The organism is Vagococcus sp., assembly GCF_052102835.1.
GTDB lineage: Bacteria > Bacillota > Bacilli > Lactobacillales > Vagococcaceae > Vagococcus.
Map to the genome: position 1 here is coordinate 116,060 of NZ_JBQEIL010000001.1, position 23,006 is coordinate 139,065.

Here is a 23,006-nt window from a genome sequence, read left to right on the forward strand (position 1 = left end):
AACATTTTAAGTTTGTTTTTTCTTCTTTTTCAATCTTAACATAACGACTAGAATAAACGTTACAATTACGCTAATGAGTGTCATCAGTATTCCTAATCGAAATGATTTTGAAACATAATTTAGCTCTATCAAATGTGTGCCTTGACTAAGTTTTATTCCAGAAAAATCATCTAAAACTCGTTCAAGTGGCTCAACTTTTCCATCAACTTTTAATAACCAATTCTCATCATAAGGAATCCCCAGATATAAGAAAGATGTCTCATCAGTCACCGTAATTTTTCCTTGCCAGTTTCCACGGTAACCTCTTTCCATTTGAAAACTTTTTTTCCTAGTCAAATCTAAAACATCATTAAATTTCCCTTGATCCAATGATGCCCAGTATTGATTCGTTACTTTTAATGGTTTATTTGCTTTTAAGCGGACTTCTAAAGGCGTTCCTTGACGATAATTCCCCAAATTAAAGAGTTGATTCGTCACTATTAACAAATCAGAACGTATTGGCTGGTGGTTTATCAAGACCTCAGAAACATCTTTCCATTGAACATCTGGTAAATATAGATAAACAGGGCCTTCTGTTTTGGTGACACCTGTTAAAGTGACTTCATTTAAAACGTTTTGGGTTCGCGTTTGTGACACTGGGGCAAAATAAGGCGTCTGACTACTCTTAATTCCTTGTAAAATTCGTTCTTGGTTAACTAAAATCTGGCCCTCTCTAAAAGTAACCAAACGAAAATGATCATTGGTTAAAAAACCAGTCCCTACCGCTTCTTCATTTTGGTAAACTACCATGCCATTTTTTTCTTTAATTTTTGTTTTTAAAGGGATATTTTTATTTGTTACAGTATATTTTACATTCAACATCAAATTGGCAACCGCTGATTCATCAACATAAGAAAAACGACGCTCATTTTTAGAATACATCCCTAAATTAACTAATACATCTTGTACATTCGAATCAAGGGTTGAAGTATAACTTGAGACACCTGCATACCCGAAAAGGAGAGGGTTATTATAACCATTATTTTTTTCTGCATACCCACGATAACTTTTAGAAGGCTGATAGTTTATGCGATAAAACTGTGTTTCACTCTTAGGTAATGTCCTAAAAAGAGCCTCTTGTTCTTGATACATTTGTGCAAATTCATTTTGATTTCCAAACGGAATATCCTTCATCGATAACCATAAGTTCGCACCCAATTCAATAGCTGTTAATAAAACAAGGATGAACAACCATTTTTTTTGGCGTTTACCAAAGGCTAGTAAAAGAAAGAAGAGACTCATTAGAATTAAAATCAAGGTTATCAAAAAAGGGACATTAGAGATTAAATAATTTTGATTTCGCGGATAATTTAAAAAGAATTGACCGATACTCAATAAAGCAATATAAACAAGGCCACCCCTGATTAAATATTTTTTTACTCGTTGTATATCCTGATGATTTTTAACATATAAGTAAGTTTCATAAGCTAATTTAATCAATAAAAAACTAAAAATAAAAGCATTACGATAAGGAAAACCTGCGGGGCTTTGAAACATATGCCAGATTGTATTAAAACCTTCTAATAAAAAACTAAAGTAAATAAAAAGAAGTAAAAGGCCCATTGCTTTCTTTTTCTGTTTTGAAACAGTCGGTAAGAAAAAATAAACAAAGGCGAGTAACCAAATAACCACACCCGAATAAATCATCGGTAAATGATCCAAACGCATATCATAATTTAAAGTTCCCATCCCCATTTGAGAAAGTGCTTCTAAACCAAAACGAGGAACAGGTAAAAAATCAGAAAGATAAAAAGTTGATTTGCCTGTTTTTAACATCCCTAAAACAGCAGGTATTAATAAAAAGGAGGTCATCAAACCTGATAGTAACGATGTCACAACAAATTGACGCCATTCAGCCCATAATCGTTTAAACTTAAACTTATTTTCCTTTTTATAATGATGTAAATAATAAAGATAAAGACTATAAACGACAGAAAAAATACAAACCATATAACCTAAATAATAATTAAATATAATTGATAAAAAGAGAGTTATTCCATATAAATAAGGTTCTTTTTTCAGCCAAAGTTTTTCTAAACCTAAAACAAGAAGTGGAAATAAGACAAGAACATCTAACCACATAAAATTAAGTAAATAAACAACGACAAAACCACACAAACTATAGGCTAATGAAAAAACTTGTGTAAAAATCGTTGTTTCACGGTAATGTTGATCTAAATAAGTAAACATAGTTAAACCCATCAGCCCTATTTTAAAAATAATTAAACCAACAATCACTTCTGGCAATTGTCCATAAGAAAAAAATAAAGCTAATCCATTTAACGGTGACATTAGATAGTAAGCAACCAAGGGTTCCATTGGCCCGCCAATACCATTAGCAAAGGAATATAGCGTTTCTCCTCCTTCAGAAAAAAAACGTTTAAAACTACTTAAAAAAGGAAGATACTGACTTCCTAAATCACTCACTAATAGATTTTTTGAACCAAATGGTGCCAGCTGTAAAATGGCAAAAACTACACTAACAATTAACATAGGGAATACTAAACTACTACAATAATCCACTAATCGCTTTTTATTTTTTAGCATCTTTTTTAACATCCTTAATTTCTTTTTTATTATCTTTATAAGATTACGCAGTTTTAATTCAAATTGCAATGTTTTTTGTTGTTTTAAAAACTAAACTTTTCAAAAAAAGCTTTCAAACACAACAAATGTGATTGAAAGCTTTTCTCTAATCTCGGTCCATCTCAGTCTCAATATGTTTTTTAGTTATTGTAGTTTCTTCAACAACGAGTTTAGCAATTAAACCTCGAACAATAATTAAGATAGAAACAAAAATAATATTCTTAAACGATGTTGAAGTCACCGTTCGAATCAAGTCACTAATAATCATAAACTGAATGCTTAATAAGATATAAGAACTCAAATGAACTTTTTCAATATCTTTATGTAACGTCCTTTCAGGATGCTCAAAGCGCAGAATTTCAATTCTTAAAAAATTGATAAACGCACGTAAACCGCCAAATAATAAAATAAAAATGGCGATATAATCGATGCCAACTTCAATCCATTCAATGACACGTTCCATCTTCATCACCTCTTGTAATAATTATACACTCAAAAAGTAATAAGTCTACTTTTAATTAATAAGACCCAGTATCTATACACTTATCCCAAAAAACAGCTTGGTTATTTTTTAGAGATTTCGGCACATCTAAAATTCGCTGATTGCTACTCCCTCTAAATTGTAAGGTCAAATCACGACGACTCAACTCAAAACGACCGTCAACTAAAACATCTAAATAAGATAATAATTCTAGCTTGTCCGCGGTTTCCTCTAATAACTCTTCATAAGTATAGCCTGTCCAAGACCAAATATCTTTACTTGAACCAAATTCTTGACGAACCCTCTTGACTAACTGTAAACAAACTTGCGTATTTAAAAAAGGTTCTCCACCCAACAGGGTCAGTCCTTTAACATAATCTTGACTTAAGTCCTCAATAATTTGATTTTCTAAGGATTCAGTATAATCAACGCCATAGTTAAAGTTTTGGATTGCTTTATTAAAGCACCCTTCACAAGCGAATAAACAGCCACTCACATAAATACTACAACGAACACCCTCACCATCAACAAACATAAAGGGTTTATAATCGGCAATCTTCAACTTACTAAACTGATGAGCTGTCCATTCTTTAGGCTGTGGATTTCTCATTTTTTTCTCTCCTTTAAAAATAAAAAACTGGGAGTTAACTAGCCATCCTTAGTCAGTTAACTCCAGTCTAATTTATTTCATATGTTTAACACGTGAAGCAATTTCTTTATGACGACCATGAACCATTGGACGTGCTTGCGGATTGCCTAAATAACCACATGTTCGTTTGACAACATCACATGTTTTAGGATCGCGATTTCCACATTGAGGACACTCAAAGCCACGTTCTGTTGGATTAAAATCACCTTCAAAATCACATTCATAACAATGATCAATCGGTGTATTAGTCCCTAAATAACCAATCTTGTCATAAGAATAATCCCAAACTGCTTCTAAAGCTTTCGGGTTTTGTTGTAAAACTGGGTATTCACAATAATGAATAAACCCACCTGAACAATATTTAGGATAATCTTTTTCAAAATCTAGTTTCTCAAATGGGGTTGGGTTTTTACGAACATCATAGTGGAAACTATTTGTGTAGTAATCTTTATCTGTTACATTTTCTATTTCACCAAATTTTTCATGGTCCAAACGACAGAAACGATCGGTTAAACTTTCACTAGGTGTGGAATAAACGCTAAAGTGATAATCATATTCATCTGACCACTCGTCAACATGAGCTTTTAAATTTTTCAAAATATCTAAAGTAAATTGTTTCGCATCTGGATTTTTCTCCCATTCACCACCATAAAATAAAGAGGCCGCTTCATAAAGCCCAATATAACCTAATGAAATTGTTGCACGACGATTTTTAAACAATTCATTCACTGAGTCATCTTTCGTTAGACGTGGACCAAAAGCACCATGTTGGTAAAGAATTGGCGCATTGGCTGGCTTAGCTTCCAAACAACGATTCACACGAAAAACGAGGGCATCTTTAACAATTTCTAATCGTTCTTCTAATAGACTCCAAAATTTATCTTTATCTTGAGCTGTTTCCAAAGCAATTCTTGGTAAATTTAACGTCACGACACCTAAATTCATTCGACCTGAATTAACTTCCTCACCATTTTCATCTTTCCAACCTTGTAGGAAAGAACGACACCCCATCGGCACCTTAAAACTACCCGTCAATTCAACAATCTTATCGTAGTTTAAAATATCAGGATACATTCTCTTTGTTGCACACTCAATCGCTAATTCTTTAATATCGTAGTTTGGATCATCTTGTTGACGATTGACTCCTTCTTTAATTGAAAAAATTAATTTAGGGAAAATCGCCGTTCGATGTTCTTCACCTAATCCTTTGATACGGTTTTGTAAAATCGCACGTTGGATTTCTTTTTCAAACCAGTTAGTTCCTAAACCAAAACCAAGTGAAGTAAAAGGCGTTTGCCCATTCGATGTAAATAGCGTATTGATTTCATATTCTAGGCTTTGCATTGCATCATAAATATCTTTTTTTGTTTTTGCTTTCGCATATTCATCATGCTTAGCTTCATCTTCAATCCATTCACGAGCTTCTTTTAAATGTTTTTCATAGTTTTTTTCAGCAAAAGGAGCTAAAAACTCATCAATCCGATCGGCTGAACAACCCCCATACTGACTAGAAGCCACATTTGCAATGATTTGTGAGATTTGAGCCGTTGCTGTTTGAATTGATTTAGGAGACTCTACTTCTGCATTCCCTATTTTAAAGCCATTATTTAACATGCCTTTAAAATCAATCAAGCAACAATTTGTCATTGGCGAATAGGGATGATAGTCCAAATCATGGTAATGAATGTCACCCTTTTGATGAGCATTTGCCACATGTGATGGGAGTAATTTCAAACCAATTGACTTGCCGACAATCCCGGCTGTCAAGTCACGTTGTGTATTAAAAACATCACTGTCTTTATTTGCATTTTCATTGACTAAACGACTATCTTTATTTAATAATTTATCGATTGCAACGTTGATATCGGTTGCACGACTACGAGCAAAATCACGACGAGTTCGGTAATTAATATACTCTTCGGCTAAAAGATATTCACGATTGTCTAACAAGATATGCTCTACAATATTTTGCACTTCATAAATTTTTATATCTTGCGTAAAACGTTGATGAATTTCTTGGTTTATCATCTCAACTAAACGATCTATTTTTTTACTGGCAACACTAGTCAACTCACCATTAATTTTTTCCTCAGCTTTAGCTAGCGCATTTGTAATTTTAGCATCATCAAACTCAACAACACGACCGTCTCTCTTAATGACTTGAATTTTGTTCATTTTAGCACTTTCAGTAGTTAATTTGCTATTAACTTTATCGAATTCTATCATAAATCTCCACTCCTTTAACGTTCCTCGCTATCTATCATAGCCTAAAGAGTTAGCTTAATCAACCTATATGTAGTGTTAAAAAATATCAAAAAAAGACTTGACAACTACATATTGTGTTAGTGTCAAGCTTTCTTTCCGCTTACATATCAAATATATTTTAAAAAAATAAAATAAAAACAAAAAAGTGTTTATATTCACAAATAAAACTGTTTTTCACTTCTTCAAATCGAAAGATCGATACCTTTTCCTTTTAAATTCGTTAAACACTCTTCTAAATAATCGGCATCATGTTTTGAATAAATAGGAACTGAGAGACTTTCAATCGCTAAATTTGAGTAGGAAGCACACTTCTGACCACGATAGTTCTTGTCATACCAAATCTGATTAGGATGATAGCCACGCCGCTCCATTTCATTCATAACCAATAAATGATAGCCATATAAATAATAGGGTGAAACATCAAAAACGTAGTTCACTGTTTGATGTTTCTTCCCCCAGCCATTCCCTCGCAAAGCACAACATTCACGATGCTGCCCCAATAATTGTTGCCTAGGTAATTTAGTAATTAATCGCTCATGCCATAATCTCATGTTATTTTACCTCCAACTCTTTTCTTTGATTATAACTAAAAAAAGAAAAGATTGTAATGGCCTGATCCATTACAATCTTTTTTATCATTTTTAGAAATAATCGGGTAAATAATCACCATGCGCTTCAATCAAATCATCCACTAAATTTTTAATCTCAGTAATTGATAACTCTGAATTTGTATGTGGGTCTAGGAGAGCAGCTTGATAGATTTTTTCACGGCTAAAATTAACGGCTGCTTCAACTGTTAATTCTTGGACATTAATATTAGTACGATTCAAGGCTGCTAACTGTGTTGGCAAATCACCAACATACGTTGGTTGCACCCCATTTTTATCAACTAAACAAGGAACTTCAACACAACAATTTGTCGGTAAATTTGTTATCAACCCATGATTTAACACATTACCAGCAATCATCGTCGGTTGACCCGTCACTATTGCGTCCATAATATAAGAGGCATATTCACTACTACGTGTATGAGTTAAATCACCATTATGAACAATTTCATCTCTTTGTTTTTCCCAATCAATAATTTGTTTTTCACATCGACGTAAATATTCATCTAATGGAATAGCCAGTTCATCGATTAACTCTGGATATTTCGATTTAATAAAATAAGGATGATATTCTGCATTATGTTCACTTGACTCTGTCACATAATAACCAAAATGTTTCATTAATTCAAAACGAACCGCATCTGGATGAGGATTCTCTTTTTTATTAGCCAAAGCTTTAATCGTTGGATAAAAATCTTTCCCCTCTTTGGTTAACTCTAATAACCACGCCATATGATTAATTCCTGCGATTTTCCACTGAAAATCATTTAAATCATAATCATCTGTAATTCCTAAATGTTCGAATAACTCTGGTACACAGACTTGGACGCTATGACATAACCCCACTGTTTTAATCTTAGTATGGCGCAACATTGCCATCGTTAAAATTGCCATTGGATTAGTATAATTTAACAACCAAGCATCCGGACAAACTTCTTCCATCTCACGAGCAAATGCCAACATTACAGGAATAGTTCGTAGCCCTCTAAAAATCCCACCTATACCTAAAGTATCGCCGATAGTTTGTTCTAATCCGTATTTCTTAGGGATTTCAAAATCGATAACTGTCGACGGCTTATACCCTCCGACTTGAATAGCATTAATCACAAAGTCTGCTTCACGCAACGCTTCTTTTCGATCATGGTAGATTTCAATTGTTGCACGATTTTTATTACAATTTTTATTTAATGTTTTCAACATTAGTGCGGATTCTTTTAAGCGTTGCTCATCAATATCATATAAGGCAATTTCTGCTGTCTGTAAACTCTCAGTTAGCATGGCATCCCCTAACACGTTTTTTGCAAAAATAGTACTACCGGCTCCAATAAATGTAATCTTTGTCATATCTACACCTCTAAATTTTTTATTATAATTTACCGCCAGACGTTGAAATGCCTTCGATAAATTTCTTTTGAAAAATAATAAATAGTAAAACCATTGGCCATATCGCAAGGAGCGATCCCGCCATAAGTTGTGGATAATTCGTCACATACTGACCTTGTAGATTAGCTAGTCCTGAAGATAATGTCATTTTATCTAAGGACATATTGACAATCAACGGCCACATTAAATCTTTAAACGCAAACAGTCCTGTAAAAATAGCCAACGCAATTAAACCTGACCGAGCAAGTGGTAACATTATTTTAAAAAATATTTGCCAAATATTAGCCCCATCTAACTTCGCTGCTTCCTCTAACTCATCAGGTAAACTCATAAAAAACTGACGCAATAAAAAGGTCCCAAACGCACTCACAATCCCTGGTAAAACAAGAGCTGGAACTGAATTGAGTAGATTCAGTTTCTGCACCATTAAATATTGAGGAATAATAAAAATTTGAGTTGGTATCATCATTTGGACTAAAACCAAACCAAAAAACAAATTACGTCCTGGAAATTTGAGTCTTGCACAGGCGTACGCTGCCATTGCACTAAAAAGAACTGAACCAATAATCCTAAAGAAAATCATCAATGCTGTATTCCAATAAAAACTAACAAAAGGAAGTTTCTCAAAAACTTCTTTAAAATTTCCCCATTGATACTGAGCAGGAAATATTTTAGGTGGAATTAAGACCGATTCTTCCAACGTTTTACCTGCAGTTAAAATCATCCAAACAAAAGGCAGTATCATTGCTAGTACACCTAAGACAAGAATAAAATGGATCAGCCATTTTTTTCGTTTTTTTTCTTTTAACATCTCTTTCCTCCTAGTAATTCACCCATTTTTTTTGAATTTTCATTTGAATGGCTGTAATAATCATAATGATTAAAAGGAGAACCATTACAATGGCTGAACCATAACCTTTATCATTCATAATGAAAGATTGTTTATAAAATAAGTAAACCAACGACTGAGTTTTAGGTAAAGCCACATTGGTCTTGTCAATCATCATAAAAATCAAATCAAAAACTTGGAGTGAGTTGATAATTGTCGTCACCATTACAAAAAACAAGGTTGGGGTTACTAAGGGCAACGTAATTGAAAAAAATTGTTTAACTGCTCCTGCCCCATCTAACTCTGCTGATTCATAGTAATCTTTAGGTATTTCTTGTAATCCGGAAAGAAGAAGTACCATATTATAACCAATCGTACTCCAAATTCCGACCACCGCTATTGCTAAAAGTGAGGTATGTGGATTCGTCAGCCAATTGGGTCCTGTTAAACCAATTTTAGCTAATAAAAGATTGATTAAACCATAATCTGGATTAAACAACCACTTCCAAATCATTGCAACCGCAGCTGGTGTCGAAACAACCGGTAAAAAATACAAGGTTCGATAAATTGAACGGCCTTTTATTTTTTGATTTAATAAAACAGCTGCCAATAAAGAAAGAACAATAATAAAAGGGACAGCAATTAACGTATAGACCAATGTATTGATCACTGCTTGTAACACTTCTGGATCTTTGATTAATTTTTGATAATTTTCAAACCCTACCCATTTTGTTCGACCAAAACCGCCAGATTGTTGAAAGCTCAAAATAAAGGTATCAATGGCTGGCTTAATATTTAATACAAATAACCCAATCAGTGTTGGAGCAATCAAAAGCCAGCCCCAAAACACCTCTTCTTTTTTATATTTCTTTAAACGCACCTTTCTACCTTCTTTCCTCAACTATTTAAGAATTTGATCAACTTCGGTTTTGATTTTTTCAGTCACTTCATTAACTGGTTTTTTACCATTGAAAAGTTCAGCTAACTGATCTGTTTCTACACGTTCCACTTTAATTGTTTCTTTTGAGTAAGGGCGAATGACTGCATAATCCATCATATCTAGATAAACTTGCACATCGTATTCTTTCGTGTTATCCACCCATTTACCTGCAGTTCCCTTATACGCTGGAATGGCCGATCCCATTTCTGCTGAAATCACGTTTGCTTCTTCTGAACTTAAGTATTCAACAAATTTAACTGCCGCTTCTTTATGTTGACTTGATGCAGCAACTGCATTACCTAGACCATTGTATATTGAGGCTTGTTTTTTCCCTTTTGGTAAAACTGCTACATCCATATTTTTCAACATATAATCATTGGCTTTAAAATCCGCTAACATCCATGAGCCAAATAGTCCCATCGCTGCACGTCCTGATTGAATATAAGAAGCGGGTTTATTTTCAGACATCTGCTCAGAAGAAGGTGAAACTTTTTCCTTATCAATTAAATCAGCATAAAATTGTAAGGCTTCTTGTGTCTTTGGATCGGTCATTTCCGATTTTGTTCGATCGTCATTAAATATTTTTCCCTCATTTTGGAATATAAAATTCCAATAACCTTCTTGACCATCATTTGCTAAAACCAAACCATAAACTTTTTTAGCTGGATCTGTTAATTTTTTTGCATTTTCTTTTAATGTTTCCCATGTCCAATTCTCATCCGGATAAGCGATACCGGCTTCATCAAAGAGTGTTTTGTTATACCATAAACCTATCGTGTCAATATCTTTAGGAATGGCATATTGACTATCTTTATAAGAATATAATTTGCTTATATCTTCTGGATAATTAGCTAAATCAATTTTTTTAGCCTTTATCGAATCATCTAACGGTAACAATATCTCATTACTCATATAACGATACGCTTCATTCGAATGCATCCAGAAAACATCGGGTAAACTTCCACCTGTTGCCGCTGCATCTAATTTGGTCCAGTATTGGTCCCAAGGAGTCACTTCAACTTTTACTTTAATATCTTTATTTTTTTCCTCAAATTTTTTAGCCATTTCTTTCATACCGGCTTCTTGATTTGTATCCCACAGCGCATAAGTGATTGTTTCTTGCTTAGATGATGACTTTGCTTCACTCGCTTGATCACTTTTACCACATCCCACTAAAATACCTGTTAATGCCAAAGATAACCCAAAAGTCATCCATTTCTTCATGTTTTCCCACTTCTTTCTGTTTTTGATATCTCTATCATAATAATAAGCGCTTACAATTAGAAGTGATTTTTTTTAGATAAACTTGACATTTTTTTAGTTCGTTATCTATTTGTACATAGAAATACAGATGAAAACCTTTTAAAACAAGCTTTATTAAAAATTATTTCACAGTCATTTTAATACATTTTTTTATCAAAACTAGATTTATCTTTTTTCATCCTTTATACTTAGAGATGAAAACGTTTTAAGGAGGATAAAAATGGCTCGTATTTATCGTGATATCTTTGTCAACACCCCCGTTTTTTCAGATTTTTACTTTTATAATATCGGGCATGAAAATTGCCGTTCAAAACATGAGTATGGTCCTAATATACGCGAGAAATATATCATTCATTATATTGTTAATGGGCAAGGGACATACAAAGTCAAAGATCAAATTTTTCACCTTAAAAAAGGACAATTTTTTATTATTCGACCCAACGATATCATTCATTACCAAGCAGATGATAAAAATCCTTGGGAATACTATTGGTTGGGCATTGGTGGTAGCAAGATTGAGGATATTTTAACCAGTTGTAATATTCATCCCCACAGTTACGTTGGGCAAATTAAACAGTCCAACAAACAAATAAAATATCTTTTTGAATTATTAATGAAATCAAAACATTTTGATTATTTAAAATTACTAGAAATCTATACTGTTTTCTTTCAATTAATTAACAGCTTAGAAGGCGAAAAAAATTTCACTTTACCTAATCTTAGTAAAATGACAAAGAAAAGGTATAGCAAGAGCTTTATTCTTTATGTTCAAAATAGTTACCACTTAAGCTCTTTGTCCATTTATCATATTGCTAACTCAATGAGTTTGAATCCTTCCTATCTTAGCCAAGTCATCAAAGAAGAGCTTGGTGTTACTCCCATTTCGTATCTAAAAGGGTTTCGTTTACACAAAGCTTCTATTTTATTAGAAATGGGAAATCATACTGTTTCAGAAACGGCGAAACAAGTCGGATATGATAATGAACAATCTTTTTCAAGAGCTTTTAAACAGCGTTTCGGTGTCCCTCCTTCACGTTACAAGGGAAACCATTAATATTTTGAATATGTTATACTAATAGCTGAAAAACTTTTAGGAGGATTTAGCATGACAAACGAGCAAACGTCAGATTCTTTTTTTGATATCTATCATCATGAAGATGATTTATATTTAGACAATAAATGGATCAAAAATGAACTTGTGGAAGACATCGATATGGAACATGCTATCATTGAACGTTGTACCTTTGAGCGTGTCCAATTTTTAAATAATGATTTCTCTAACATTGAGCTTGTGGACTGCGTCTTTAAAAACTGCGACCTATCCAATACCCAACTTTCAAAAGGTAGCTTACATCGAAATCAGTTTATCAATTGTAAATTAGTAGGAACTGATTTTTCAGATGCTTTTCTTAAAAATATTGAATTTAAAGGTTCTAATTTATTTTTAAGTAACTTCAATCACACCCGTTTAGATACTGTTAATTTTTCAGAGAATAAAATGGATCAAGTTGAAATGGGTGAATGTAAATTGAAGAAAGTTACTTTTAATGAGTGTGGACTTAATCAGGCGAATTTTTTTAAAACGTCTTTAAAAAACATTGATCTCAGTAACTGTGAGTTCGAAAAAATCATGTTAGATTTTGATAGTATTTCCGGTCTTAAAGTCAACGACTATCAAGCACTTTATTTCGCCCAAGCTTTTTTAAATTTAAAACTTAAATAAAAATGCATTAACTAATAAATTACTTATTAGTTAATGCATTTTCTAATTCTATTCAATCGATAATAATGTTATTTTACTCACACCTGATATTTCATCAATTTTTTTAAGTAATTCTTCTATCGGTAAATGTAAATCTTTAATGTCAATACTGACAATGACGTTGGCTTTTTTTTGAATTGGAATATTTTGATTAATCGTCAGGACATTTCCACCAGAAGCTGAAATTTCATTTAGGACACGTGAGAGTATCCCTTTTTCATCTGATAGAACAAAAGATATCAACGATTTTCTCATTAGGGTCGCATTATCCGGAGTAAAGACATGATCTTTATATTTATAATACGCACTCCGTGAAATCCCAACTTTCTTAACCGCGTCACTGATATTTTCACACTCACCCGTCTCCAAGAGATTTTTAACCTCAATTACTTTTCCAAAAACTTCAGGTAATACTTTTTCATTCACAATTAGATAATTGGTCAACATACTTTTACTCCTTCTTGATCAATATCAACTATATGACATTCCCAAGATGATTTCAATTGTTGACACTTTTCTTTTAACTGCTTTAGATTAACTTCTTTTTGATACACACCTATTAAAGTTGGTCCACTTCCAGAAATAAATACGCACGCGGCCCCACTAGCCAATGCGATCTGGCGAATAGCTTCATATTCGTGGATTAATAGCTTCCGATAAGGTTCATGCAACTGATCGTCCATCACCATTTTTAATAACACTGAGTTTCCCTCAGCTAAAGCTTGCAGTGCAAATAATAACTTGCTTTGGTTAGCAACGGCGTCTTTAAACTGAAGTTTTTGTGGTAATGCTTCACGCGAAGCCTTAGTTGATGTTGTAAAATTAGGGATAAAACTCACCCATTTAAAAGAAGGATGTACAGGATACGATTGTGTCACGACTTGTTGTTCTCCAAGATAAGAAGCAATTAGTCCACCCAAAATAGCTGGTGCAACATTATCAGGATGACCTTCGATCTCTGTCGCAATTTTTAAGATTTTTTCCCAATCATAAGGTATTCCAGTTAATTCAAAGGCCCCCAAAACTCCACCAACAACGCAAGTCGCACTACTCCCTAAACCTCTTTCGTAAGGAATAGAACTTTCAATAGTCAATGAAATAGGACGAACTAACTCACCTAAATACTCCATCGTATAAACATACGCTTGATAGACTAAATTATCTGATGTTTGAAAAGCAGGAGGGCATCCTGTAATTTTTAAATCTTCCGACCAATCAAATTCAAAATAAGCATATTTCTTTAATGCCAATCCTAGACAATCAAAGCCAACCCCAATATTAGCAGACGTTGCTGGCACTCTTATTTTCACCATTTTTTTCACCTCTTATTATTTAAAACATAATTTTTCATTTCAACTTTTTCAATACACGTTTGATGACGAATTGGTAAATTTTTTACAGCTTTTAAATTTTGTGGTGCTTTTTCACCAGTTGCTTTTTCTAGTTCTTCTATCATTGAAAATTCATCTTTTGTTGTCAATGGTAGTTTTAACGCTTGAGCGACACTCTTCGTAAATTTATAAGGAGAAGCAGTTGCCAAAACGACCTTAGGATAAGGAGACGAAGGATTGGATAACATCACTTGATAAGCAACTGCGGTATGTGGATCTAATACATAGCCCTCTTCTTGATATACTTTTTGAATGACGTCAGCTACTGCTTCGTCTGTCGCATAGCCAAAACCAAAATCGGTTTGTAATTGCTTTAATATCATGGGTGTTACTTTAAAAAAACCATTTATTTTTAATTGTTCCATGCATTCACTGACATACGATGCATCTGAACCACTTACATAAAACAAGAGACGTTCTAAATTAGATGAAATTAAAATATCCATACTTGGCGAGGTTGTTTTTAAGAACTCACGGCGACTATCATAAATACCCGTTTCTAAAAAATCACTCAAAATACGATTTGCATTAGAGGCACAAATGAGTTGGTTAATTGGTAACCCTAATTTTTTAGCATGATAGCCAGCTAAAATATTTCCAAAATTCCCTGTTGGAACAACGAAGTCAACGTGTTGACCTAATTCAATTTCGTTGTTTTGGACGAGTTGACGATAAGCATCGAAATAATAAACAATTTGTGGGATCAAACGACCAATATTGACTGAGTTTGCACTTGATAGTTGATAATTTTTAGTGGCGTAAGCCTGTTGAACCTCCTGATCATTAAACAATTCTTTAATTCCTCGTTGGGCATCATCGAAATTTCCTTTTATCGCAACCACCTCTACATTGGCTCCCATTTGAGTTTGCATTTGTAATTGTTGCATTCTCGAAACGCCTTCATTTGGATAAAAAACCATTATTTCAACCGTAGAACTATCTTTAAATCCTTCTAAAGCTGCTTTCCCAGTATCTCCACTCGTCGCAGTTAAAATCATTATTTTTTGACTACTTTTTTTCAACGTTAAGGCGATTTCCATTAAATGTGGTAATGCCGATAAGGCAATATCTTTAAATGCACTTGTTGGCCCATGAAAAAGCTCTAATAAATAGGCCTCTTTCAATTTTTTAATAGGTACTATTTTTGAATCTGTAAATTTTTTATCATATGCGTTTTCAACACACGCCTTTATTTCTTCTGTTGAAAATTCTTTAAAGAAAAGTTGAAAAATATCTTGAGCAATCCCTTGGTAATTTTTATCTTGTAAATTTTCGATAGGATAACGATACGCTTCTAAATTATTTAAAACGAATAAACCTCCGTCTGAACTAAGCCCAGAAAGGATTGCTTCACTCGCACTTGCTTTTATTTTTGGGTTACGTGAACTCTGATAATCTTTTACCATCCAATCACTCCTTGTAAATCATTTATGCATATGATACAATATCCACCATACAAATACAAGTGTAATCGAGATAAGGACGTGAAATGGTTGAAAATAGCAATTTTAGGATACGGTGTCGTCGGTGCAGGGGTTTATAAAATAATTAATGAGCAATTAAAAGACCGTTCAATTGAAGTAGTAAAAATTTGGAATCGCCCCAATTCAAAAAAGAAAATCCCATTATGGTGTGAAAGTATTGAAGATATCCTGCGTGATGAAACAATTGATTGTGTCGTTGAAACACTAAATGGCTGTCATCCCGCCTATAAACATATTATGGCTTGTTTTAGACATGGTAAACATGTCGTGAGTGCAAATAAAGCTGTCATCGCTCAATTTTATGATGACTTTCAAAGAGCCGCACAAGAAACAAATACTCACTTCCTATTTGAAGCTAGTGTTGGTGGTGGTATTCCCTGGCTTAATGAATTAAAAAGAGCCTCTCGAATAGATTCTATTTCAAGCTGCTCTGGTATTTTAAATGGAACCTCTAATTATATTCTCTCAACTATGACAGAACAAAATGCTCCCTTTGCAGACGTTTTAGAAAAAGCTCAAAGTTTGGGCTATGCGGAGGCAGACCCTAGTGCAGATATTGATGGAGATGATATTCTCAATAAATTAATCATCACTAGTCGCTTAGCTTTCCATGGAAAAATTCCAACCAGTACCATTTTCAAAGCAAGTATGCGTCAGGTTACTCTGAAGGATATTAATTATTTCTCAGATAACGGCTACACTTTAAAATATTTTGGTGAAATTTATGTTCAAGAGAACGTTTTTGAAGGAAGTGTTTTACTAAATGCCATCACTTCGAACGAATTAGAAGCTCAGGTCAATGCTAATTATAATGCCGTGCGGTTGACCGGAAAAACAATTGGAGATTTACTTTTTTACGGACAAGGCGCTGGCCAATTACCGACCGCAAATGCCATTGTGCAAGATATCCTTGATATCAAAGAAACAGACTATGATAAAAAAGAACGCTCCTCTGTAAATTTAATTTTTCAAGATGTAAAAAAACATTCCTTCGTCATTCGAACACAACAAAAAATTTCAGATGTGTACTTTGATAAAAAGGAACAAAATTATTATCATCTTAAACCTTTAACCTTTTCTCAACTGAAAGATATCTTAAAAACAGAAGTAATCGAACCTGATTTAATTGTTAAGTTTAAACAAAAGGAGGTCTAGCTTAAATGCGTGTTATCAAATTTGGAGGTAGTAGTGTCGCAAATGCTAAACAATTTCAAAAAGTTAAACAGATTGTTACTACTAATGACAAGAGGAAGATTATCGTTACAAGTGCAAGCGGAAAAGAGACAAATGAAGATCATAAAATAACCGACCTTCTTTATCTTTGCTTTGAACATAAACGTTACGGCATGTCTGTCGATTCTATTTTCAATCTTATTCGTGAAAAACTCATAACCATTAAGACTACTTTATCTTTAGAAACACCGATTGAACAAGAATTAGACCACCTTTACAATGAATTACAACAATCGATTGAACTTGAATATCTTGTCAGTCGTGGTGAATATTTAACAGCAAAATTACTAAGTGATTACCTTAACTATCCTTTCGTTGATGCCAAAGATGTTATTTTTTTCAAATTCAACGGAGATTTAGATTATCCAAAAATGGAAATTGCTTTTCAACGATTACTCAAACAACATACTAAAATGATAATTCCTGGTTTTTACGGGGCTTTTCCCAATGGTGATATTCATTTAATGTCACGTGGTGGAAGTGATGTGACTGGTAGTATTCTAGCAAATCTAGCAAATGCCAAACGTTATGAAAACTGGACAGATGTCTCTGGTATTCTTAAAGCTGATCCACGAATCGTTAAACATCCGAAACAAATCGATATTATTACTTATGAAGAATTACGGGAGCTTTCTTACATGGGGGCCTCTGTTATTCACGAAGAAGCAGTCTACCCAGTCAAAGATAAAAATATTCCCATCTATATTTTAAATACCAATGAACCAGAAAACCCTGGAACAATTATTTTAAATAAAGTCAATCAAGAAATACGTCATGCGATTACTGGGATTGCGGGAAAAAAAGATTTTTCGATTATTACAATTGTAAAAGAACACATGTCGAATGAATTTGGTACCATTCGCAAAGCTTTAGAAGTCTTAGAAGAAAATCAACTTCATGTCGAACACATTTCAACGGCTATCGATTCTTTCTCATTGGTCGTCCAATCTGAAACACTCAAACCAATGTACTATGATTTAGTCCACCAATTAAAAAAAGTCTGTCAAGCAGACGAAATTACTGTCAATCACGAGCTTGCTTTAATTGCCATCGTTTCCCGTTTTATGAAACAAAAAACGGGGATGAGTGGGCGCGTTTTTGAAGCGTTAGGTCAAAATAATATTAACATTTCCCTTATTTCACAAACTGGGAATGAAACAAATATCATTTTAGCCGTTACTAATGATGATTATAATAAAACTATTCAAACCATTTATAGTGAATTTGAAGGAGAAGACAAATGAAAAAATATCATATTGCAATTCTAGGAGTCACTGGCGCCGTCGGTCAAGAAATGCTAAAAGTTTTAAGTGAACGTCAACTGCCTATTAAAAAATTACATGTTTTTGCTTCAAAAAGAAGTGCTGGTCAAACGCTTCACTTTGAAAATCAAGACCTTACGATTGAAGAACTAACCGGAGACTGTTTTAAAGGTATCGATATTGTTCTATCCGCACTTGATGATGAGATTGCTCGCCAATTTCTTCCTAAAGCAGTCGCTGCAGGCTGTTTGGTGATTGATAATTCAAGTATTTACCGTTTAAATGAAGCCGTTCCACTTATCGTCCCTGAAATTAATGCAGAAGACATCAAAAAAAATCAAGGAATTATTGCTAACCCGAACTGTTCTACTATTATTGGTTTAGTTGCCATTGCTCCTTTACATCAACGATACTCAATACAGCAAATAGTCGTTTCGACTTACCAAGCAGTTTCTGGCGCTGGAATTGCGGGAACTCATGAGTTAGAACAGCAAATTAAAGAACTTGAAAACCAAGACGCACCAACGATCGACGCTTTTCAATATCAAATTGCTTATAATTTAATTCCACAAATTGGTGGTTTTGATGCTGAAGGAAATACAAGCGAGGAACTTAAATTTCAAAATGAAGGCCGTAAAATTCTACATCATCCTAACTTGAATGTAATTTGCACCTGTGTTCGTGTTCCAGTTATTCGTTCTCATTCTGAATCAATCACTCTTTATTTTGATGAAGATTTTTCAATAGAAGAAGTAAAAAAATTATTGAGTGTCGCTCCCGGTGTTAAATTAATCGATGAAACGGACGATATCCCCTATCCAATGCCACTTGAAGCTTCAGGTCAAGATTTAGTTTATGTTGGACGGATACGCAAGCAAAAAATTAACCAACAAACCGTGATTAGTCTTTGGTGTTGTGGTGATCAACTCCGAAAAGGTGCAGCAACCAACGCGATTCAAATTGCTCAAAGTTATATAGAACAAAACTAAAAAAACATCTTCATTGAATTTCGGTTCAATGAAGATGTTTTTTATGCTGCTTAACTCATTTTTTTCTAAACGATAGCAATAAAAAATAAATCTGGGTCAAAAAAATACCCACTCGATTGAGTGGGTATAAACAGTATCATATCAATGTTTGTTTAATTATTTGCTTAATTCTGCTTTAGCTTGGTCAGCAAGAGCAGTGAAACCTGTTGCGTCATGGATAGCCAAATCTGCTAACATTTTACGGTTAATATCAATATTAGCAAGTTTTAAACCGTGCATTAATTTACTATAGCTTAAACCGTTAATACGAGCTGCTGCGTTAATACGAGCAATCCATAATTTACGGAAATTACTTTTAGTTTTGCGACGATCTCTAAATGCGTATGTATGAGATTTCATCACTTGTTCTTTTGCTGTTTTAAATAATGTATGTTTCGAGCCATAGTAGCCTTTAGCTAACTTAAGCACTTTTTTACGACGACGGCGAGTTACTGTTCCACCTTTTACACGTGCCATGATAATTCCTCCTTGATTTCTGTTCTTCGTTCTATTACTTTAGTCATTATCAATAACTAAAAAATTATTTCATGCGAGTCAATTGTTGACGAATACGTTTGTAATCGCCTTTAGATACCATTGACGGTCTACGTAATTGACGACGTTGTTTTTTAGTTTTACCGTGGAAACGGTGACTTGTAAACGCACGGAATCTCTTTAATCCGCCACCACCAGTACGCTTAACACGTTTTGCTAGTCCGCGGTGAGTTTTCATTTTTGGCATTTGATTTTCCTCCTCAGATTGTTCTACTTATCTGTTTTTGGCGCAAGCATGATGAACATACTTCTGCCATCCATTTTCGCTTTTTGCTCAACTGTTGCAACATCTTCAGTTTCACTTGCTAAGCGGTTTAAGACGTCCTGACCAATTTCTTTATGGGTTATGGCACGGCCTTTGAAACGGATAGAAGCCTTAACTTTATCGCCTTTTTCAAGAAACTTACGTGCATTACGTAGTTTCGTATTAAAATCATTCAGATCAATTGTTGGACTTAAACGAACTTCTTTCACATTAATCACTTTTTGTTTTTTACGAGCTTCTCGTTCTTTTTTCTGTTGTTCGAAACGATACTTCCCATAGTCCATTACTTTAGCAACGGGTGGTTTTGCGTTTGGTGCTACCAATACTAAATCTAAGCTTGCACTTTCCGCAATTCTTAATGCTTCTACTTTTGATTTAACTCCTAATTGTTCTCCATCTGCAGAAATTAAACGTAACTCTCTTGCACGAATGCCGTCATTCACCATAATATCTTTTGCTATGGTCATTCACCTCCAAAAATAATTAGAGAAAAACACAGAAAAAAACGAGTTCTTATAAAGAACCCGCACCAAAAAATTCTAAAATCCAAAATATGGAAGTAAGAATTATCCTTATCCAGCCCAGTCATATTCTAACTTAGGCGAGAAGCGGGTGCCTCTGCTTTATTTCTCAACTACTTCAGTATACACAGTTCATTTTATAAAGTCAACTATAAAAGCAAAAAAAATTAAAGTTTATTTTTCATTCTATTGATAATGTGATATTCTTAACATATTATCAAAAAAGGGGTTATCAAATTTATGATTAGTAATTTTTTATCAATCTTAAGAAAAGAGTTTACAGGGTATAATAAAACAAAACTGATTAAAGACTTAATGGCTGGGGTTACCGTCGCCGCTGTTGCCTTACCTCTAGCGTTAGCTTTCGGTGTATCAAGTGGCGCTAGTGCTGCTTCAGGAATGATTACAGCTATTATTGCTGGTGTTGTTATTAGTGCATTATCAGGAGCTTTCTTCCAAATTTCTGGACCAACTGGTGCGATGGCAGCTATCTTGATATCTGTTGTTGCAAAATACGGAATGAACGGTGTTTTCTTAGCTACTTTAATGGCTGGTATCATTTTACTCTTAGCCGGTATTTTCAAACTTGGAATTCTTGGAAATATTATTCCTTCTTCCGTTATCACAGGGTTTACTTCTGGTATTGCAATAATCATTGCCCTCGGTCAAGTGAATAACTTTTTCGGTTCATCTTCTACTGGGACCAGCGTTATTCAACAAATTAAAAGTTACTTTACCAATGGCTTTTCTATCCACCTTCCCACACTGGCAATTGGCTTATTTGTCGTGCTCTTTATGATTTTCTTACCCAAAAAATGGACAGCGGTTGTTCCCGCATCTCTCTTATCTATTATCATTACAACAGCTTTTGTCATGATTTCTAAAATAGATGTACCAACAGTTGGTGCTATCCCCACTTCATTAATTGGAGATGACCGGCTTGCCTTAGGTGCTATCACACCAGACATGGCAAAAAACTTACTTTCGCCTGCGATTAGTATCGCCGTCTTAGGAATGATTGAAAGTTTACTTTGTGGCGCTAGTGCTAGTAAAATGACTGGGAGTCCTATCGATAACAATCAAGAATTAGTCGCTCAAGGTATTGGTAATATTATTTTACCATTCTTTGGTGGTATCCCAGCAACAGCCGCGATTGCTCGGAGTAGCGTTGCTATCAAGTCTGGTGCTGTTACACGGCTAACTGGTATTTTCCATGCCTTATTTTTACTTCTTTCAATGTTTCTTTTTGCCCCGCTCATGTCAAACATTCCGCTAAGTGCTTTAGCTGGAGTTCTGATGGTTACTGCTTGGCGAATGAATGACTGGGAAAATATTCATTACTTATTTAAACACCGACTTAGAGCAGGTGAAATCAAATTTTCTTTAACCATGCTTGCTACGGTTACTTTAGACTTAAGTATGGCAATTTTACTTGGTACGTTGTTCGCTATCATTCACTTCATTATTAAAAGTGCTCAAATTGATATTAATATTGAAGAAGTTGAACCTCAAAGAATGAACATGAAGAGCGAGACAACGACTAGTAATTGGCATGTTGTCTATGTCACAGGGCCTTTATTTTTTATGAGTATTGACTTTTTAAGAGAAAAATTAAAAGAAATCCCCGACAATCATCATATCATTTTTTCTCTAAGAGGCGTTCCTCATCTCGATGTAACTGCAAGTCGTGCCTTACTTGATTTCTACCAAGATGAAACAGAAAAAGGCCGAAACATCATTTTTGCTTCAATGAATCCATCCGTACAAATTCAATTAAAAAAAGCTGGTTTTGAACAACCAACAGATAGACAAGTCGTTTATCCTTCCGTTGATAAATTTTTAACTGTCTTATTATAAAAAAAGGCCTTGCATGGGAACTAAATAAGTTCTTAATGCGAGGCCTTTTTATTAATTTACTTTACGACGACGTAAAATAAAAGCAAATCCAATCACTATGAAACCTGTCAAACCAATGTAATTTTCTTTCTCTCCCGTTTGTGGAAGTATTTTAGAAACCTTGCCTTTGGTCGCTTTTGCTACTTCGACTTCTTTAGTTACTTCGACTTTTGCTTGTTCATTAATGAAGGTAACAACAACTTTATCACCCTCCGTTAATTTTTCTTCAATTGCTAATTTAAACTGACCCGTTGAATCTACGGTCGTTAACTTATCTGCATAGACTTTTTCAGTTACAAATAACTGAGTCACCTTTGTTTTTTCTTTTTTTATTAATCGGTAACTAATTTTTGTATTCGGTAATGTTTTACCTGTTATCTGCTGACTACCAACATAAATTGGATTTACAACAGAAACTTTTTTTAGCCTTTCTTGCAGTGTTCCCTCAATCGAAGGTCGAGTCGTTGTTTCGCTTGTTGGTTTTGTTGTCGTATCCGTTGTTTCGCTTGACGGTTTTGTTGTCGTATCCGTTGTTTCGCTTGACGGTTTTGTTGTCGTATCCGTTG

At 34.1% G+C, this 23,006-nt stretch carries 22 protein-coding genes and 1 other annotated feature; of the genes, 6 read left to right on the forward strand and 16 right to left on the reverse strand.

Features of this window, described 5'->3' with window-relative positions; translation table 11 throughout:
* Positions 1–6 precede the first annotated feature (6 nt).
* The 9 genes from ACTJFD_RS00560 to ACTJFD_RS00600 form a co-directional block, all read right to left on the reverse strand.
* Complete coding sequence (locus tag ACTJFD_RS00560) at positions 7–2,586, reverse strand: YfhO family protein (RefSeq protein ID WP_442259092.1); 2,580 nt, start codon at positions 2,584–2,586, stop codon at positions 7–9.
* Positions 2,587–2,731: 145 nt separating this feature from the next.
* Complete coding sequence (locus ACTJFD_RS00565; protein WP_442259093.1) at positions 2,732–3,088, reverse strand: DUF1622 domain-containing protein; 357 nt, start codon at positions 3,086–3,088, stop codon at positions 2,732–2,734.
* A gap of 55 nt (positions 3,089–3,143) precedes the next feature.
* Positions 3,144–3,716: an anaerobic ribonucleoside-triphosphate reductase activating protein gene (gene nrdG / locus ACTJFD_RS00570; protein ID WP_442259094.1), complete on the reverse strand. Its 573-nt coding sequence runs from the start codon at positions 3,714–3,716 to the stop codon at positions 3,144–3,146.
* A gap of 72 nt (positions 3,717–3,788) precedes the next feature.
* Positions 3,789–5,930 (reverse strand): anaerobic ribonucleoside-triphosphate reductase, encoded by a 2,142-nt coding sequence (gene nrdD / locus ACTJFD_RS00575; RefSeq protein WP_442259365.1) that lies wholly within the window; start codon positions 5,928–5,930, stop codon positions 3,789–3,791.
* 272 nt (positions 5,931–6,202) lie between these two features.
* Positions 6,203–6,571, reverse strand: coding sequence for a TIGR02328 family protein (locus tag ACTJFD_RS00580; RefSeq protein WP_442259095.1), 369 nt, complete (start codon positions 6,569–6,571; stop codon positions 6,203–6,205).
* A 90-nt stretch (positions 6,572–6,661) separates the two neighbouring features.
* Positions 6,662–7,972, reverse strand: a complete 1,311-nt coding sequence (locus tag ACTJFD_RS00585; RefSeq protein ID WP_442259096.1) for an alpha-glucosidase/alpha-galactosidase — start codon at positions 7,970–7,972, stop codon at positions 6,662–6,664.
* 22 nt (positions 7,973–7,994) lie between these two features.
* A complete protein-coding gene (locus tag ACTJFD_RS00590) occupies positions 7,995–8,822 on the reverse strand; it encodes a carbohydrate ABC transporter permease (RefSeq protein WP_442259097.1) in 828 nt (275 codons plus the stop codon).
* Between the two features lie 10 nt (positions 8,823–8,832).
* Positions 8,833–9,720 carry a carbohydrate ABC transporter permease gene (locus ACTJFD_RS00595; RefSeq protein WP_442259098.1) on the reverse strand — a complete coding sequence of 296 codons (888 nt, stop codon included), beginning with the start codon at positions 9,718–9,720 and terminating at the stop codon, positions 8,833–8,835.
* A 21-nt stretch (positions 9,721–9,741) separates the two neighbouring features.
* The gene (locus tag ACTJFD_RS00600) at positions 9,742–11,004 is read right to left on the reverse strand and encodes an extracellular solute-binding protein (protein ID WP_442259099.1); all 1,263 of its coding nucleotides are present in this window, start codon (positions 11,002–11,004) and stop codon (positions 9,742–9,744) included.
* A gap of 259 nt (positions 11,005–11,263) precedes the next feature.
* Here ACTJFD_RS00600 and ACTJFD_RS00605 point away from each other — a divergent pair, with 259 nt between their 5' ends.
* Complete coding sequence (locus ACTJFD_RS00605) at positions 11,264–12,097, forward strand: AraC family transcriptional regulator (RefSeq protein WP_442259100.1); 834 nt, start codon at positions 11,264–11,266, stop codon at positions 12,095–12,097.
* A gap of 51 nt (positions 12,098–12,148) precedes the next feature.
* Positions 12,149–12,766, forward strand: coding sequence for a pentapeptide repeat-containing protein (locus tag ACTJFD_RS00610; RefSeq protein WP_442259101.1), 618 nt, complete (start codon positions 12,149–12,151; stop codon positions 12,764–12,766).
* 48 nt (positions 12,767–12,814) lie between these two features.
* On the opposite strand, the gene ACTJFD_RS00615 is transcribed toward ACTJFD_RS00610, so the two are convergent.
* The 3 genes from ACTJFD_RS00615 to thrC are packed head-to-tail and all read right to left on the reverse strand — an operon-like array spanning position 12,815 to position 15,602.
* The gene (locus tag ACTJFD_RS00615; protein WP_442259102.1) at positions 12,815–13,252 is read right to left on the reverse strand and encodes an ACT domain-containing protein; all 438 of its coding nucleotides are present in this window, start codon (positions 13,250–13,252) and stop codon (positions 12,815–12,817) included.
* Positions 13,246–14,118 carry a homoserine kinase gene (gene thrB / locus ACTJFD_RS00620; RefSeq protein WP_442259103.1) on the reverse strand — a complete coding sequence of 291 codons (873 nt, stop codon included), beginning with the start codon at positions 14,116–14,118 and terminating at the stop codon, positions 13,246–13,248. Before thrB ends, ACTJFD_RS00615 begins: the two co-directional genes overlap by 7 nt.
* A 5-nt stretch (positions 14,119–14,123) precedes the next feature.
* A complete protein-coding gene (thrC, locus tag ACTJFD_RS00625; protein ID WP_442259104.1) occupies positions 14,124–15,602 on the reverse strand; it encodes a threonine synthase in 1,479 nt (492 codons plus the stop codon).
* Between the two features lie 87 nt (positions 15,603–15,689).
* On the opposite strand from thrC, the gene ACTJFD_RS00630 reads away from it, so the two are divergent.
* The 3 genes from ACTJFD_RS00630 to ACTJFD_RS00640 are packed head-to-tail and all read left to right on the forward strand — an operon-like array spanning position 15,690 to position 19,164.
* Positions 15,690–16,835: a homoserine dehydrogenase gene (locus tag ACTJFD_RS00630; protein WP_442259105.1), complete on the forward strand. Its 1,146-nt coding sequence runs from the start codon at positions 15,690–15,692 to the stop codon at positions 16,833–16,835.
* Between the two features lie 5 nt (positions 16,836–16,840).
* A complete protein-coding gene (locus ACTJFD_RS00635) occupies positions 16,841–18,157 on the forward strand; it encodes an aspartate kinase (RefSeq protein ID WP_442259106.1) in 1,317 nt (438 codons plus the stop codon).
* The gene (locus ACTJFD_RS00640; protein WP_442259107.1) at positions 18,154–19,164 is read left to right on the forward strand and encodes an aspartate-semialdehyde dehydrogenase; all 1,011 of its coding nucleotides are present in this window, start codon (positions 18,154–18,156) and stop codon (positions 19,162–19,164) included. Before ACTJFD_RS00635 ends, ACTJFD_RS00640 begins: the two co-directional genes overlap by 4 nt.
* A 156-nt stretch (positions 19,165–19,320) precedes the next feature.
* Here ACTJFD_RS00640 and rplT read toward each other — a convergent pair whose 3' ends face one another.
* The 3 genes from rplT to infC form a co-directional block, all read right to left on the reverse strand.
* The gene (rplT, locus tag ACTJFD_RS00645; RefSeq protein ID WP_442259108.1) at positions 19,321–19,680 is read right to left on the reverse strand and encodes a 50S ribosomal protein L20; all 360 of its coding nucleotides are present in this window, start codon (positions 19,678–19,680) and stop codon (positions 19,321–19,323) included.
* A gap of 64 nt (positions 19,681–19,744) precedes the next feature.
* Positions 19,745–19,945 carry a 50S ribosomal protein L35 gene (rpmI, locus tag ACTJFD_RS00650; protein WP_077275582.1) on the reverse strand — a complete coding sequence of 67 codons (201 nt, stop codon included), beginning with the start codon at positions 19,943–19,945 and terminating at the stop codon, positions 19,745–19,747.
* A gap of 23 nt (positions 19,946–19,968) precedes the next feature.
* The gene (gene infC / locus ACTJFD_RS00655) at positions 19,969–20,490 is read right to left on the reverse strand and encodes a translation initiation factor IF-3 (RefSeq protein WP_442259109.1); all 522 of its coding nucleotides are present in this window, start codon (positions 20,488–20,490) and stop codon (positions 19,969–19,971) included.
* 24 nt (positions 20,491–20,514) lie between these two features.
* Positions 20,515–20,653: a sequence feature (ribosomal protein L20 leader region), on the reverse strand.
* Positions 20,654–20,784: 131 nt separating this feature from the next.
* Here infC and ACTJFD_RS00660 point away from each other — a divergent pair.
* Positions 20,785–22,401 (forward strand): SulP family inorganic anion transporter, encoded by a 1,617-nt coding sequence (locus ACTJFD_RS00660; protein ID WP_442259110.1) that lies wholly within the window; start codon positions 20,785–20,787, stop codon positions 22,399–22,401.
* A 51-nt stretch (positions 22,402–22,452) separates the two neighbouring features.
* Here the strand turns inward: ACTJFD_RS00660 and ACTJFD_RS00665 are convergent.
* Positions 22,453–23,006, reverse strand: a 554-nt coding sequence (locus ACTJFD_RS00665) for an LPXTG cell wall anchor domain-containing protein (protein WP_442259111.1), incomplete at its 5' end; no start/stop codon positions are given.

What these genes read in the sequence shown, in the direction of transcription:
- ACTJFD_RS00640 (WP_442259107.1), top strand. Translation starts at nt 18,154, where the DNA reads ATGAAAAAATATCATATTGCAATTCTAGGAGTCACTGGCGCCGTCGGT.
- ACTJFD_RS00660 (WP_442259110.1), top strand. Translation starts at nt 20,785, where the DNA reads ATGATTAGTAATTTTTTATCAATCTTAAGAAAAGAGTTTACAGGGTAT.
- ACTJFD_RS00635 (WP_442259106.1), top strand. Translation starts at nt 16,841, where the DNA reads ATGCGTGTTATCAAATTTGGAGGTAGTAGTGTCGCAAATGCTAAACAA.
- nrdG (WP_442259094.1), bottom strand. Translation starts at nt 3,716, where the DNA reads ATGAGAAATCCACAGCCTAAAGAATGGACAGCTCATCAGTTTAGTAAG.
- ACTJFD_RS00585 (WP_442259096.1), bottom strand. Translation starts at nt 7,972, where the DNA reads ATGACAAAGATTACATTTATTGGAGCCGGTAGTACTATTTTTGCAAAA.
- ACTJFD_RS00560 (WP_442259092.1), bottom strand. Translation starts at nt 2,586, where the DNA reads ATGCTAAAAAATAAAAAGCGATTAGTGGATTATTGTAGTAGTTTAGTA.
- thrB (WP_442259103.1), bottom strand. Translation starts at nt 14,118, where the DNA reads ATGGTGAAAATAAGAGTGCCAGCAACGTCTGCTAATATTGGGGTTGGC.
- ACTJFD_RS00590 (WP_442259097.1), bottom strand. Translation starts at nt 8,822, where the DNA reads ATGTTAAAAGAAAAAAAACGAAAAAAATGGCTGATCCATTTTATTCTT.
- infC (WP_442259109.1), bottom strand. Translation starts at nt 20,490, where the DNA reads ATGACCATAGCAAAAGATATTATGGTGAATGACGGCATTCGTGCAAGA.
- ACTJFD_RS00610 (WP_442259101.1), top strand. Translation starts at nt 12,149, where the DNA reads ATGACAAACGAGCAAACGTCAGATTCTTTTTTTGATATCTATCATCAT.
- nrdD (WP_442259365.1), bottom strand. Translation starts at nt 5,930, where the DNA reads ATGAACAAAATTCAAGTCATTAAGAGAGACGGTCGTGTTGTTGAGTTT.
- ACTJFD_RS00615 (WP_442259102.1), bottom strand. Translation starts at nt 13,252, where the DNA reads ATGTTGACCAATTATCTAATTGTGAATGAAAAAGTATTACCTGAAGTT.
- thrC (WP_442259104.1), bottom strand. Translation starts at nt 15,602, where the DNA reads ATGGTAAAAGATTATCAGAGTTCACGTAACCCAAAAATAAAAGCAAGT.
- rplT (WP_442259108.1), bottom strand. Translation starts at nt 19,680, where the DNA reads ATGGCACGTGTAAAAGGTGGAACAGTAACTCGCCGTCGTCGTAAAAAA.
- ACTJFD_RS00605 (WP_442259100.1), top strand. Translation starts at nt 11,264, where the DNA reads ATGGCTCGTATTTATCGTGATATCTTTGTCAACACCCCCGTTTTTTCA.
- ACTJFD_RS00600 (WP_442259099.1), bottom strand. Translation starts at nt 11,004, where the DNA reads ATGAAGAAATGGATGACTTTTGGGTTATCTTTGGCATTAACAGGTATT.
- ACTJFD_RS00565 (WP_442259093.1), bottom strand. Translation starts at nt 3,088, where the DNA reads ATGGAACGTGTCATTGAATGGATTGAAGTTGGCATCGATTATATCGCC.
- ACTJFD_RS00580 (WP_442259095.1), bottom strand. Translation starts at nt 6,571, where the DNA reads ATGAGATTATGGCATGAGCGATTAATTACTAAATTACCTAGGCAACAA.
- rpmI (WP_077275582.1), bottom strand. Translation starts at nt 19,945, where the DNA reads ATGCCAAAAATGAAAACTCACCGCGGACTAGCAAAACGTGTTAAGCGT.